General features: G+C 45.4%; 11 protein-coding genes and 1 tRNA gene. 7 read left to right on the forward strand and 5 right to left on the reverse strand.

Annotated features, from left to right (window positions below):
* Positions 1-325 precede the first annotated feature (325 nt).
* Positions 326-1,873, reverse strand: a complete 1,548-nt coding sequence (locus VNE01S_RS05540; RefSeq protein WP_053394914.1) for an alanine/glycine:cation symporter family protein — start codon at positions 1,871-1,873, stop codon at positions 326-328.
* A gap of 569 nt (positions 1,874-2,442) precedes the next feature.
* Here VNE01S_RS05540 and VNE01S_RS05545 point away from each other — a divergent pair.
* From VNE01S_RS05545 to VNE01S_RS05575, 7 genes are all read left to right on the forward strand, one after another.
* On the forward strand, positions 2,443-2,982 hold the full coding sequence (locus tag VNE01S_RS05545) for a DUF3332 domain-containing protein (protein WP_053394913.1): 540 nt from the start codon (positions 2,443-2,445) through the stop codon (positions 2,980-2,982).
* A gap of 155 nt (positions 2,983-3,137) precedes the next feature.
* Complete coding sequence (locus VNE01S_RS05550; protein ID WP_053394912.1) at positions 3,138-3,905, forward strand: outer membrane lipoprotein-sorting protein; 768 nt, start codon at positions 3,138-3,140, stop codon at positions 3,903-3,905.
* A 4-nt stretch (positions 3,906-3,909) separates the two neighbouring features.
* Entirely contained in the window at positions 3,910-5,139 is a 1,230-nt protein-coding gene (locus VNE01S_RS05555; protein ID WP_053394911.1) for an ABC transporter permease, read from the forward strand.
* A complete protein-coding gene (locus VNE01S_RS05560; RefSeq protein ID WP_053394910.1) occupies positions 5,129-6,361 on the forward strand; it encodes an ABC transporter permease in 1,233 nt (410 codons plus the stop codon). The genes VNE01S_RS05555 and VNE01S_RS05560 overlap by 11 nt, the downstream gene beginning before the upstream one ends.
* Positions 6,361-7,083: an ABC transporter ATP-binding protein gene (locus VNE01S_RS05565; protein WP_053394909.1), complete on the forward strand. Its 723-nt coding sequence runs from the start codon at positions 6,361-6,363 to the stop codon at positions 7,081-7,083. The genes VNE01S_RS05560 and VNE01S_RS05565 overlap by 1 nt, the downstream gene beginning before the upstream one ends.
* Positions 7,076-8,260: a hypothetical protein gene (locus VNE01S_RS05570; protein ID WP_053394908.1), complete on the forward strand. Its 1,185-nt coding sequence runs from the start codon at positions 7,076-7,078 to the stop codon at positions 8,258-8,260. Before VNE01S_RS05565 ends, VNE01S_RS05570 begins: the two co-directional genes overlap by 8 nt.
* Before the next feature lie 154 nt (positions 8,261-8,414).
* A tRNA-Gly gene (locus VNE01S_RS05575) sits at positions 8,415-8,489 on the forward strand.
* A 699-nt stretch (positions 8,490-9,188) separates the two neighbouring features.
* Here the strand turns inward: VNE01S_RS05575 and cas6f are convergent.
* Genes cas6f through csy1 form a run of 4 tightly spaced genes read right to left on the reverse strand, consistent with a single transcriptional unit; the run spans position 9,189 to position 12,964 of the window.
* A complete protein-coding gene (cas6f, locus tag VNE01S_RS05580; RefSeq protein ID WP_053394907.1) occupies positions 9,189-9,743 on the reverse strand; it encodes a type I-F CRISPR-associated endoribonuclease Cas6/Csy4 in 555 nt (184 codons plus the stop codon).
* A 2-nt stretch (positions 9,744-9,745) separates the two neighbouring features.
* Positions 9,746-10,732 (reverse strand): type I-F CRISPR-associated protein Csy3, encoded by a 987-nt coding sequence (gene csy3, locus VNE01S_RS05585; protein ID WP_053394906.1) that lies wholly within the window; start codon positions 10,730-10,732, stop codon positions 9,746-9,748.
* Between the two features lie 16 nt (positions 10,733-10,748).
* A complete protein-coding gene (gene csy2, locus VNE01S_RS05590; RefSeq protein ID WP_053394905.1) occupies positions 10,749-11,681 on the reverse strand; it encodes a type I-F CRISPR-associated protein Csy2 in 933 nt (310 codons plus the stop codon).
* The gene (gene csy1 / locus VNE01S_RS05595) at positions 11,681-12,964 is read right to left on the reverse strand and encodes a type I-F CRISPR-associated protein Csy1 (RefSeq protein WP_053394904.1); all 1,284 of its coding nucleotides are present in this window, start codon (positions 12,962-12,964) and stop codon (positions 11,681-11,683) included. Before csy1 ends, csy2 begins: the two co-directional genes overlap by 1 nt.
* Positions 12,965-12,976 lie beyond the last annotated feature (12 nt).

A 12,976-nucleotide genomic window follows, 5' to 3' on the forward strand; every position in this document is an offset into this window, starting at 1 on the left:
GTAATCAACACAAATCGCTATTGGTTGCTCAATCGCCATTGTTTTTTGCTGATATAACAGAAAGAAACAGCGATCAATTTTAGTGTCCAAAAGTTTATCTAAGTGTAATCAAAATGTTAAAAAATGCTTAATTTGACTCGAAGGTAGAGAGTAAATTGAGGTTTACATCGATGATTTTGTAGGGATATGTGTGGAATTTGAGGAATGTAAGAAACACAGGTGAGAGTGATTCTCTGGTTTTTAATCGCGAGTTAGTGAAATGTATTAAATAATAGAAAATAAAAAAACAGCAGACTTATGTCTGCTGTTTTTGGATGACTTATCGTTATTCTGGCTGTTCGATAAGTTCTGGGTTCTTCTGCGTTTTGTACACTTTACCGGCATTAAAGCGTTCTAGATAATCGGCTAAGTCACGTTTCACTTCTGGAACAAGAATGTAGAGACCAACGATGTTGACCAATGCCATGGCGAAAATCATCGCGTCTGAGAAGTCGATAACCGGGCCTAGGTTCATTGCTGCACCAATCACTACAAAGACACAGAACTTCACTTTGTAGATGATTTCAGCGGTTTTGCTCTCACCGAACAGGAATGTCCAAGCTTTAAGACCATAGTAAGACCAAGACAGCATGGTAGAGAAAGCGAACAACACAACTGCAATAGCCAGAATGTAAGGGAACCAGCTAATCGCGCTGCCAAATGCGGCTGAGGTTAGCTCTACTCCCGCCAGCCCAGTATCAGTATCTAGGTAACCTGTGATGATGATAACAAGTGCCGTCATCGTACAGATAACCACAGTGTCGATGAATGGTTCTAACAAGGAGACAAAACCTTCTGACATTGGCTCTTTCGTTTTTACGGCTGCGTGTGCAATAGCTGCCGAACCCACACCCGCTTCGTTCGAAAATGCCGCTCGCTTGAAGCCTTGAATCAACACACCAATGATACCGCCTGTAATACCTTCGCCAGTGAATGCACCGTTGAAAATAGCGCCGAACGCATCATCGATATGGTTGAAGTTCATTGCAAGGATGATTAAAGCAGCGCCTACATAAATAGTCGCCATGAAAGGTACGACTTTCTCAGTCACTTTTGCGATGGATTTGATGCCACCGATGATGACGATACCAACGATAACCGCGAGAATAATACCGAACAACCAGCCTTTATCTGCAAAGAAAGACGCTTCTCCACCAGTGACACTAACCACTTGCTTGAACGCTTGGTTCGCTTGGAACATGTTTCCGCCGCCCAGTGAACCGCCAATAGCGAAGACGGAAAACAGGACTGCTAGGGTGCGACCGAAAGCTGCATTACCACGATGAGCAAGGCCTTTGCTCAGGTAGTACATTGGGCCGCCTGAAACAGAGCCATCAGGGTTAGTATTACGGTATTTCACACCCAATGCACATTCAACAAACTTACTCGACATACCTAATAGGCCTGCCAAAATCATCCAGAATGTTGCACCGGCACCACCGATGGAGATAGCCACAGCCACACCCGCGATGTTACCTAAACCTACTGTCCCTGAAAGGGCTGTTGTTAGTGCTTGAAAGTGAGAAACTTCCCCCTCTTCTTTGGCTTTTGGATCTGAGAATTTACCAGACACCAAATCAATCGCGTGTTTAAATCCGCGAATGTTGATAAACCCAAGGTATAGAGTGAAGAATATTGCTGCAACAACTAACCAAAGAACGATCCAAGGCACCTGTACGTCAGTAAAAGGGAACGGAATGGTCGAGAAGATCATGCCTACAAAAGGGTTGACGATAGGTGCGACCATTTCATTGATCGTGTCATCCAAACTGGATGCTGCAGCACTACCTGCAAAAGTGCTTGCCAAAAGAGCAAGCGAAATACGCTTTGTCATGCTTTTCCTGCCTGTGAAATAAGGTTTATATGAATAATATTTATAAAATGTTGTGTTTTGTTACAAATGAGTAACATTTGGTATTTTTCACTTTATTGTTCTTCGCGCAACATTTTTATCGGAAAATTTGATCTAGAAAACAGTTCTAATAATGACTGAGTTTGAGTGATTAATTTGGATTTAATGACTGATTATAAGTTGTATTGTGGTTATAAATTTCAATTGACTGCTGTTTTATCTATTGTAAATTTTTAACATTTGAATGGTTGATGAAACTGTTTGTTTATAAAACATACAGTAATCAATGGTGAAAGAACGAAATAATGCAGAGTTTTATATCGAATGAAATGAGTGGCATATTGCATTCGGTGTTTTTTTCGAGCGGGTAGGAAGTATTAGTAAAATGGATAGGTATAAAGTCCCAATATTTATGGGTGAAATAATACGATATTGCATATAAAACAGATATTTAACTAAGGTTAGTTTTATGTCAATTGTGAGTGGAAAGAGATCGAAAATCTCGCGTTTGGGTGTAGGATTCGCCGCATCTTTCCTAAGTGGTAAACATCATGAAATCTAACGCATTAAAAATGGCCGTGGTTGCTGGCCTAGGTTTAACAGCTTTAACTGGATGTATGGGGCAAATGGCTACAACGGGTTTGGTCTCCAAGTTTAACCTTGAAGTTGTCGATAACCGCTATGGCCGAGAAGGAATGTTTCTATTGCTTTCTCCGGTGTATGGTATTGCTGGTGCAGCGGACCTGTTTATCTTCAACACCATCGAGTTTTGGACAGGCACAAACCCAATTTCGGGTAAATCGCCAGCCGTTGTGGATACACCCACAAAGAACTACATCAAAGTGAATGATCAACTCGATAGCTCTCTTACGGGAGTGCCTCTGTCAAACAACAGCAGCATTGAACAGACCTCTATGCAGCAAATAGACGAGAATACAATGCAAATGGAGATCTCTTACACCGATGGAACGGTAAAAACGTTACGCGGTGAAAAGGCACAAGATAGTGTGGCCTTCTATCTTGATAACCAGCATGTGACCACTGTAAGCAACGACGAACTTAGCCAATATGTTGCCGTGACTCATATCTAATCGTTCCCACTATTCAGCCTTCGTATCTGCGAAGGCTGTTTCTTTTAAGTGCGCTACACTTGCACTCTCAGCCTAATCTTTGAACAAACTCTCATCTATACATTCACTGAGCTTGCTATAGTAAATTAAGTGTACCGCTGTGAATCGGAGGCGTAATGCGCTCATTTATCACAGGTCTTTCCTTTCTATTAGCGCTGGTTTCTTTTTCTATATCTGCCAGTGCTTTATCGTCTATTAATGCTAGTGAAATCGTTGCTGCATCCGATAAAGCGATGCGAGGAAACTCAAGCTACAGTGAAGCAACGATGGAGATAATACGGCCCGAGTGGAAACGCTCAATGAGTATGAAGAGCTGGACAAAAGGGACTGAGCTTTCGCTGGTTTTGGTGACCGCTCCCGCTAAAGACAAAGGCAGTGCTTCTTTAAAACGTGACCGTGAAATGTGGAACTGGGTTCCGAGTATCGAACGCGTGATAAAAATCGCGCCGTCTATGTTAAGCCAATCTTGGATGGGGTCGGACTTTACCAATGATGATCTTATCAACCAATCCTCTATTGTGGTTGATTATCAACATAAGCTCATTCGCGACGATACGTTTGACGATGACCCTGTCTGGGTTATTGATGCTATCGCTAAGCCTGAAGCTCCCGTTGTATGGAGCCGTGTTACGCTCTGGATTTCAAAGGAAACGCATTTACAACGGAAAGTCGAGTTCTTTGATGAATTTGAAGATCTCGTTAATGTATTGGAAACATTCGATATAAAAGAGATAGGAGGGCGGATGTTACCGACCAAAATGGAAATGTCGCCAGTCGATAAGCCCGGTCACAAGACGGTCTTTAGCACCCACAGAGCTCAGTTTAATTTTGACATTGACAGCGATTTCTTTTCTATCAGCCAAATGAAATCGCTGCGAGAGTAACACTATGCTCGTGAGACTGGCGTGGCGAAACCTTTGGAGGCAGAAAAGGCGCACAGTGCTGACGTCTATGGCGCTCGCTTTGGCTCTATTTCTCTCTTTATTAACCCGCAGTTTTCAAGAAGGAAGTTACAGCGCTAACATTGAAAACGCCGCCAAGTTTTATACTGGGCTTATACAGCTTCAACACCCTGATTTTTACACATCAAACAGCATTGATGACGTACTGCCTAAAACCCAAGCCTTTATTCAACCTGTATTTGATGCTTCTAGCGTGACGCGTGCATTGCCCCGATTAGAATCTGTTGCGCTTGCGGCGTCAGGTGAACGGTCTAAAGGTGTGATGGTATTGGGCGTTGAACCGGAACAGGAAGACGCGTACTCGAACATAAGTTCAAGGCTGATTGCTGGCACATTTATTAACCGCTCTGATAAGTCTGTGTTGATCGGAGAGAGTTTAGCAAGCTATTTACAGCTGAAGGTCGGGGATGAACTGGTGCTGTATGGGCAGGGGTATCGTGGTCAAACAGCGGCGGGGCTTTTCCCTGTGGTGGGGATACTTCATTTTCCGCTTCAGCAGTTGGACAGTCAGCTTGTCTACATGCCGCTAACCGCTGCTCAACAGCTCTATTCGACTCAGGGTTTAGTGACCAGTTGGGTCTTGGATATTGCCGAACTTAAACAATTGGATGAAACAGTTAGCCTGCTTAAGGCATCTTTTGAGCCAAAGACAGTGGTGAAAGACTGGCAAGAGCTCTCACCTGAACTTGCACAGCAGATCTTAATGGACAAAGCCAGTGGAATATTTTTGGTGTACGTCCTGTACGGCATTGTTGGGTTTGGTCTATTTGCCACTATTTTGATGATGACGCTTGAACGTCAGCGAGAATTCGCCGTCATGCTCGCAACGGGTATGCTGCGCAGGAAACTCGCCAGTCTGATTTTGCTCGAATCATTTTTAATCGCGTGTTCTGGAGTGATCTTTGGAATACTCATCTCAACCCCGGTGTTAGTTTATTTCTACTTCAATCCCATAGAGCTCACCGGCGAAGCTGCTCAGCTCATGCGAGATTATGGGTTTGAGCCTATCCTGCCAGTTTTGATTGATGCTCAATTAGTCACAAATCAAATCATCACGGTGCTCACACTTATGTTGCTTTGTTTGGTTTATCCCATTTTTCGCATTTTAAAGTTGAATGTGGCTCGTGGGCTAAAGGGAGGGGGCGATGCTCGTTAAATTGGCTTGGCGTAATCTCTGGCGTAATAAGCTACGCACCGCCATCATTTTAGGGGCGATGGTGTTTGGTTTGGTGGGCGTTACCGCAATGATGGGGTTTATGACAGGCTTTGTTGATAGCATGCTGAGCAATGCGATTCGATGGCAAACCAGTCACTTGCAGATCCATAACACGCAATACATTCGCAACCCCGACATTTCTGAGCAGGTAAGTGAGGGCGAGCGCTTGGCACAGCAGTTGCGCACTTTACCCGATGTCGACACTGTTTCTGCAAGGTTTATCGCCGTAGGTATGGTGGCATCCGCGCGGAGTAATCGCGGTGTTCGGATTAACGGTATCGATTTAGAAGATGAGGCGCGTATAACGCCACTAAGTACAAAACTCAGTGAAGGCGAGTGGCTGAGCAGAGAAGGTCGAAACCCGATACTCGTTTCCCAAAAATTATCTGAGCGTCTAAAGCTGCGAGTAGGTTCCAAAGTGGTAGTGACGTTTACCGATGCTGGTGGCCAAGTGGTCGGGGCGGCTTATCGTGTCAGAGGGATTTTTTCAACGCCATCTACCCAGTTTGATGAAGGGAACGTATTAGTACGCAAATCGGATTTACAGAAGACCGCCGCGATGCAAGGTGTGCATGAAATTGCCATTTTGTTGAAGGACAGCCAAGCACTCGAAAAGATAAAAACAGACATCATCCAGATGCTGGAAGAAGAGAGCGCGGGTAGTCGTATCTCGGTTCGAGACTGGCAACAAATTCAACCTATGTTGGCCACTATGATGAATACCATGGATGTGAGCAACCGAATCATTTTGATCATTTTTGTCATCGCGATGATGTTTGGCATCATCAATATTATGCTGATGTCGGTGTTTGAGCGTACGCAAGAATTTGGCGTCTTAATGGCGGTGGGCATGCAAAAGCACAAAGTATTTAGCTTGATCATGCTAGAAACAACGATGCTTGGCGCAACAGGTGCGCTGCTTGGTTTGGTCGCCAGTGCCGCGCTGATGGCCATTTTACACCATTATGGAATTTCATTAGCAAGTATGTCGGACGGGTTAGGGGCTTATGGTATTGATACCGTTTTATATCCGAGAGTGTCGTATCGAGAGTATCAAATCACCTTTGTGACGGTGTTCGTCGCGAGTGTACTCGCCGCAATTTACCCTGCAAGGCAAATTTTAAAACAACGTCCTGTGGACGCGATGGCGGAGAAAAATTAATGACAATTAAACTAAGCCGCTTATGCAAAACGTACAACCCTGATACTGAGTTTCCGGTTCATGCGGTACAAAATGTGGATTTAGTGATTGAGCAAGGGGAGTTCGTCGCTGTCATGGGGCCTTCAGGCTCGGGTAAAACCACATTACTTAATTTGATTGGTGGCATAGATAAGCCGAGTTCCGGCTCAGTGTTTATTGATGACTGTGATATTTGCGCGTTATCAGAAAAAGAGCTTATTGCGTTTAGGCGTGATCACATAGGCTTTATTTTCCAAGACTACAGTTTGCTACCCGTTTTAACTGCGTTAGAGAACGTTGAGTTTGTAATGCAACTGCAAGGCCATAGAGAAAAAGAGTGCAAACGCCGAGCATTGGATCTGCTCAAGCAAGTCGGTTTAACAGAGCAAAAAGACAAAAGACCAAGCAACATGTCGGGAGGACAACAGCAAAGAGTCGCGGTCGCAAGGGCGTTAGCGCCTAATCCGCGATTCGTTATGGCTGATGAGCCGACCGCCAACCTTGATGCGAAAAGTACCGCGGAACTGCTCGATATCATGCAAAGGCTCAATGAACAAGAAGGGACGACATTTATCTTTTCTACCCATGACCCACGAGTGATAAAAAGAGCCAGGCGCGTCATTGTGTTTGAGGATGGCAAGCTAAAACAGGACTGGTGTGGTTCTAGCAACAAAATATCGCTTGAGGTTGTGGGAGATGAATAGGCGTTTATTCACCACCTTATTGTTAACAGGCAGTCATTTTCTATCTGCTCATGCTTTTGCACAAATCCCAGGCTTGGAGCCAGAGAAGAATTGGGACCTAGGTGGCTATGTAAAATACATGCTGACGTACACAGCCCCTGATGAAACCACTAATACCATTGACCACCTCCTGCACCAGCGTTTCAACTTTGAATACCGCTTTGACAAAACTGTATCTCTGGCTATCGGGTTAAGAAACCGAGCTTTAGTCGGTGACAGTTTAGATATCCCCCAGTATGAACAATTGATTGGACTGGACGCAGGTTACTGGGACCTAAGTGATAACCTAGCTGAAAACGATACCGTGATCGTCAACAGCCAATTCGATCGTTTATTCATGGATTGGAATAAAGGAAGCTGGGCTGCCAGAGTGGGTCGGTTTCGTGTCAATTGGTCAATGAATACCATCTGGAACCCCAACGACTTATTTAACGCTTACTCTATCTACGATTTTGATTATGAAGAGCGAGCAGGTAGTGATGCATTTATGTTGCAGCGTGACTTAGGCTTTGCGGATGGACTGGATGTTGTTTTCAGTCCGAGTAAAGACAGTGAGCTAAATGATTATATGGCGAGATACTATGGCAATAGCAACGGATGGGATTACCAACTCCTAGGAGGAAAATCTCAACTGGATAATGTATTCGGTGGAGGGTTTGCGACCGATTGGCAAGGCGCAGGCGTGCGAGGTGAGGTGACTTGGTTCAAAGCGCGAAAAGACAGCTTTCGAGGTGTATCACTCAATGACAATACCCTTGTCAGTCTAGAGACCGATTATAGCTTTGCCGGAGAAAGAAACTGGTTGGCCCGAATGGCGTGGTTGTACATCGAGCACCCAATTGAAGTACAAAATGCGCAGCGGTATTTAAATTTGCCCCTTAACGCAAAAACGTTAAGCTTTGCACGCCATACAGGCTATCTCGAAGTCGGATTTGATATTACACCGTTAAGTCGCGCGAGCGTGTCGACTATCTATTACAGTGATGATTCATATTTTATAGGATTTTCAAATAGCTACTCTTTAGCCAACAACTGGCAACTCCTGACGGTGATTCAACGTTTTGATGGTTCCAAGCGAAGTGTGTTTGGTGAAACACCAGCAACGCTGCTGTTTGCCAACGTAAAATGGAGTTTTTAGGTGCTGTGATTTAAATTATTGAATGCGCCAAGAATGGCATATTGAACCTATTCTGCACGATTTGATGATAAAGCGAGCGGTTGGCATGGTTTTGATAAAAAAAGGCTTTTCTTTTCAGTCAGATCTGGCATATTAACTCTCGTCGACACGATGTGCGTGCATCGTATAATGGCTATTACCTCAGCCTTCCAAGCTGATGATGCGGGTTCGATTCCCGCTGCACGCTCCAATTCCTGTTAGCTTTTCATCTCATTTGTACGCGAAAGTATTACGATGTGCATAGTAGAAAAGAAACGTCATTCTACTTATTAAGCTGCTCGTATTTATTACCCCAAAAAACATTTTTCCCAAGAATTTCATTTTTCTATTTGAATGCGCGAAAGAGTCTCCGATAAGCACTATACGAGAATATTTTGTTGCGATTAAATTGTTATAAAAATAGTAATAATGTGAGTTGGCGCTTATACCCAACGCTGTGACAACGCACAGCCCACCCGTTAATATGTCAGCTCTAAAGGTTGCCCACAGTCTGTTAATTCTAACTAGAACTACACTTTCCTATCTCTACTTCTTTAGATAAAAAGAGTAGCAACCGTTTAGCACTGAATGATCGCGTTTTTGGGCAAAAATAGTTAGAGGGATACTCTCTTAGCTGCCTGTGCGGCAGTGAAGCAAGAAAGCCTGCAGCTTATGTTCGGGTCCGTTTTCTTAGCTGCCTGTGCGGCAGTGAAGGAACAGATCTTACTGTCGATGCGCCTTGAATTTTTCTTAGCTGCCTGTGCGGCAGTGAAGTGGAAAGAATATGGTATAACACCTGATTTTTAAAGAGCTTGTAGAAAACTAACCAAGAAAACCCTTTTTTTCGCCGTGGCGAATGTTGATATAAAATCAATCACTTACAGCGGTGAGAAAAAAAGGGTCAGGGAGACTAGAACCAAGGTACGGTTGCGGTCTTACTTAAACCGTAACTGTTGATAGGCCCAGTTGTTGGCTCTGACAGCAGCTCACCTAGGGCGACATACACACGCATGTTTTGCTGACTAGATAAGCTTTTTAACTGTAAGAAGGGGAGTTTTAACATTTTTTGCGCTTCATCGGGGATGCGATGAATTGCTTCCTCTTCTGACAACCAACCTTTGGCAATTGAACGTTTACGACGATTATGCACGGACTTTTTTTGCACGCGATACACATTGCGATACCCTTTAACATCAGTTGGCACGCTGCGAATGTCGCTCACGTCGGTGTAGTCCCGCAGTCCTTTTAGCCATTGTAATGCCATTAGTTGACTTAAATTTTGTTCAGTGCCATGCAACCGAAGTACATCACCTAATGAGCGATGGTATTTGGGGAAGCTCACGGCAATGTCACCGGGAAGTGTTTGAGTCATGCTGCGGTGGAATTTGGCGAATAAATTGTTCATTAGCGCAGGAGCTGAAATGTCCAAATCGGGGAGTACCTGAATATCCAAATAGTAGTCCATACTTACTCCCCGAATACGCCGCCACGGATCAGCATCGCCATGACATAATGTTGTTGTTCTAGCTCTGGCGGCTGATCTTTGAGTAGCCAATTGTCCAGCAGGTTGTAAAAATCGGTCTTCTCTTTAGGCTTGCGATAAGCGACGCCGCGATTGGTCACGCTACCATAGGGTTCAATAGCAATAGGTCCGAACTCATCAGCCTGCGGGTACCAAGTGTCGATGGTGCGCAGTGCATTACCAACCTTTTGCGAGTGCATCGCTGCTTGGCCGTTCAGTTGATATAGGAATTTACTCTTGTTTCCGCTACCTGAGTTCATCACTAGCTCTTGCGAAGGGAAAACGGTTTGTCCGTCACCTAACTGACTAAACGCTTCTATTTTTAGCAGTGTCGCTTTTTCACCCATTAGCCCTTGTTCAATGACGGACGCAATATCAGCTAAGGCTTGGTTTTGCTCGTCAAACGCTTTTAAAGTGAGTGCATGGGCGTCAAACACCCACTGTTTGTCATTGTGAGAGATACGTACTTCTACGGCTTCCGCACCGACGCGATTACGCCACAAGAAACGGCCATTCGCGAGGTTGGAAGCGTAGCGATGAGCGACCACTTTGAAGCCATTATTCTCAACGTACTGGCGGATCATAGCGGCTAAAGCTGTTTGATAATCTGGGTTGTTACATGTTGAAGGCGTTGATAAATCACCCAGTACACGCAGGGTAAATTCTAGCTTTAGGGTATCAGCATCGAAAGGCAGTGCGGCATTGTCGACTGTTTGTAGGTTTGCTTTTTCTACTTCTGCGTCAATTTTGCTCGCCTTCGCGCCTTTGACTCGGTTAGAGATGGTACCACGTACTGCTTTTTCAATGACGGATATTGGATGCCATGCTTCAACCTTGTCACGTTGTTGCCAGTTCCCTGCGTACATTAAGGCATCTGAGCACGCTAGTTTAGATTCGAAAGCGAGTACTGAAGGTGTTGTTAATTTGGTCATTTTCTATCCCTTATTCTTAAAAATCGTCATCGAGGCCTTCGTTCAACATAAACTGTGTTGCCGCTACCGATGCGGTGTGACAGACATAAAACGGATCGTGGTAACGGTATTGCCAAATCATGTCGCGGAGGTTGTTAATACGGCTCGGGCTACCGATCCACTCAGCTACGCTGTAGACCGATTCGACAAAACTGACTGGCGATTGGCTATCGCGGACATTCGCTACTTCACCTGCCGCGAACGTTGGCGCAATTTTCTTGTAGCCGATTTGAACCGGAACGAGATAGCCTGAAAATGGCTTGGCGACACGATCCCAACTTACTTGCTCTTCGCCATCTTCGCTTTCTCTTACTTCGCTGGCATATTTCAGCGCGGAAAAGTCGAGCCAATGCTGCAGTGCATTATTTGGCTCTGATTCATTGAGAGCAGCCAAGTACGAGCTCGCATCGGCCAGCACAAATCCCGGTAATAATTTACGCAGCTCACGTTTATGGTGAGTAGGATCAAGTTGATAACAATCGTTGATTGCAGTGATTGTGCCGCCAGCTAGTTTGTGGCTCTGTGCTAACTGCTTGATGTAATTCAACTGTTCAGTTTTGGTTTGCTCGCAGGATGTGTTCAACCCTTCACATTCAATGATCAACGATACCGTGAGGTGCATACGGCCTTCTTCAACAATGGGTGCGGTTTTGCCCTCTTTTGTTAGCGGGTTGCGAGTCAGCGCAAAACCATAAGGCTCGTAAGGGGTATCTCGGTAGCAATGGACCTGATGTTGATGACAGACAATTCCGCAGCCAATGAGGGTGAGCTGATGCTGGCTGTTTTGTGCTTTTCGCGATAGGGCATGAGTAAAACCGAGAAAGTGGCTTACGGCTGGAAAGCCCCACGTCAGGCCAGAAATGGCATTCGCATTGGCGATACGGATGTGTTTTAAAACTAGGTATTGCATTAATTCACCTCCCAAAGCAGTTGCTTAAATTGTTGCCGCCATTCATCGGCTTCGCCTGCACCGAGTATGAATTCACGCCGCCCCGCTGCGACAACACTGTCTTTAAGCCACAAACCAAACTCAGCGCTCAGCGGTTCACGCCAGTCGTCGTTTTCTTCCTGCCATTTGGAGTTGGCAGGGTCGAGCCATCGTGCGGTAAATGCAGAAAGTTGCGAATACGCGTTACTCCATCCTGCTGGTAGTGTTTGCCAAGAGGCCACGGCATTCAAAGCGGCTTCGGCGATCTCATCTACCTTTTGCTCAAGGGCTTCGCGGTGAGATTGGGTACTGATTTCGTTTTTATTTGCTTTGATAAAGGTAGCCAAGCGATGAATCAGTGGGCGAGTGGCGGCACGGACCGCATACTGTTCGAATATCACCGATGTTTGGCTCAGCCTTGGCAACTGGTTTTGCCACTCAGGAGCGCGTGCGTTGAGCAAATAGGTTAAACCTCCTCGGCCCGAGTTAAGCTGAGAGATGTTTTGCGGTTTCGATCCACCTGCGACGGTGATGGCGATATCAGGATAGGCCACCAACATCTTGTTATCGGCTTTATTGGATTTACGTGCATCACGAACGGCTTTCATTTCTTGGCTAAAGCGCGAATGCTGAATTTCGTTGTATACAGCCTGAGACAGTGATGAAGAATACATGGGCGCAAGAAGGTGATATCCAGAAGGATCTTCTGCAACGGGGAAATAGACCTGTTTACTGAGTGTATGGCTGCTTGGCGCACGGTTTTGTAATGCCGCTGATAAACCGTCCACCCAGTTTGTCAGTTGTGCATGATCGTCAGTCAATGGCTCCAACGGGGCTGATTGCCCTTGCTTGAGATATTGCAACAGACTCTTACCTGTATCGTCTGTCAGTTGTAGTAACTTCGCGACATCCAATGCTGCCGCATTTCCGACCGCATCAACGGCTGGTTGGGCGAGACAGAAGGTATCCAGATAGCGATTGTCGTGACCCAGTTGTTCAGCAAGGAAATTACTGCCCTTTGCGGCGCTATGGGTGAACTTAACCGCATGTGTTGCCATGCTGATTTGCCCAGCCTTTTTGGCTGCACTATCAAGCCATGTGTTGACAGTAAAATCGGTATTGAGCTTGCGTTGCTTTTCAGACAGCAAGGCGAGTGCGGTATTATCGTCACCAGCTTTGCTTATCTCTTTATCCAGCGCTTCTTGTTTTGTTGCCTTTCGCTCTGCAATATTGGCAACAATCCGCTCAGTTAATGTTGATGGCATGCCACCTCCTGT

The sequence above is a fragment of the Vibrio nereis NBRC 15637 genome (assembly GCF_001591105.1).
Classification (GTDB): domain Bacteria; phylum Pseudomonadota; class Gammaproteobacteria; order Enterobacterales; family Vibrionaceae; genus Vibrio; species Vibrio nereis.

Bases quoted from the DNA above. Each gene is read 5' to 3' on its own strand.
- csy1 (WP_053394904.1), bottom strand. From the start codon at position 12,964: ATGCCATCAACATTAACTGAGCGGATTGTTGCCAATATTGCAGAGCGA.
- VNE01S_RS05540 (WP_053394914.1), bottom strand. From the start codon at position 1,873: ATGACAAAGCGTATTTCGCTTGCTCTTTTGGCAAGCACTTTTGCAGGT.
- cas6f (WP_053394907.1), bottom strand. From the start codon at position 9,743: ATGGACTACTATTTGGATATTCAGGTACTCCCCGATTTGGACATTTCA.
- csy2 (WP_053394905.1), bottom strand. From the start codon at position 11,681: ATGCAATACCTAGTTTTAAAACACATCCGTATCGCCAATGCGAATGCC.
- VNE01S_RS05565 (WP_053394909.1), top strand. From the start codon at position 6,361: ATGACAATTAAACTAAGCCGCTTATGCAAAACGTACAACCCTGATACT.
- csy3 (WP_053394906.1), bottom strand. From the start codon at position 10,732: ATGACCAAATTAACAACACCTTCAGTACTCGCTTTCGAATCTAAACTA.
- VNE01S_RS05560 (WP_053394910.1), top strand. From the start codon at position 5,129: ATGCTCGTTAAATTGGCTTGGCGTAATCTCTGGCGTAATAAGCTACGC.
- VNE01S_RS05545 (WP_053394913.1), top strand. From the start codon at position 2,443: ATGAAATCTAACGCATTAAAAATGGCCGTGGTTGCTGGCCTAGGTTTA.
- VNE01S_RS05570 (WP_053394908.1), top strand. From the start codon at position 7,076: ATGAATAGGCGTTTATTCACCACCTTATTGTTAACAGGCAGTCATTTT.
- VNE01S_RS05550 (WP_053394912.1), top strand. From the start codon at position 3,138: ATGCGCTCATTTATCACAGGTCTTTCCTTTCTATTAGCGCTGGTTTCT.
- VNE01S_RS05555 (WP_053394911.1), top strand. From the start codon at position 3,910: ATGCTCGTGAGACTGGCGTGGCGAAACCTTTGGAGGCAGAAAAGGCGC.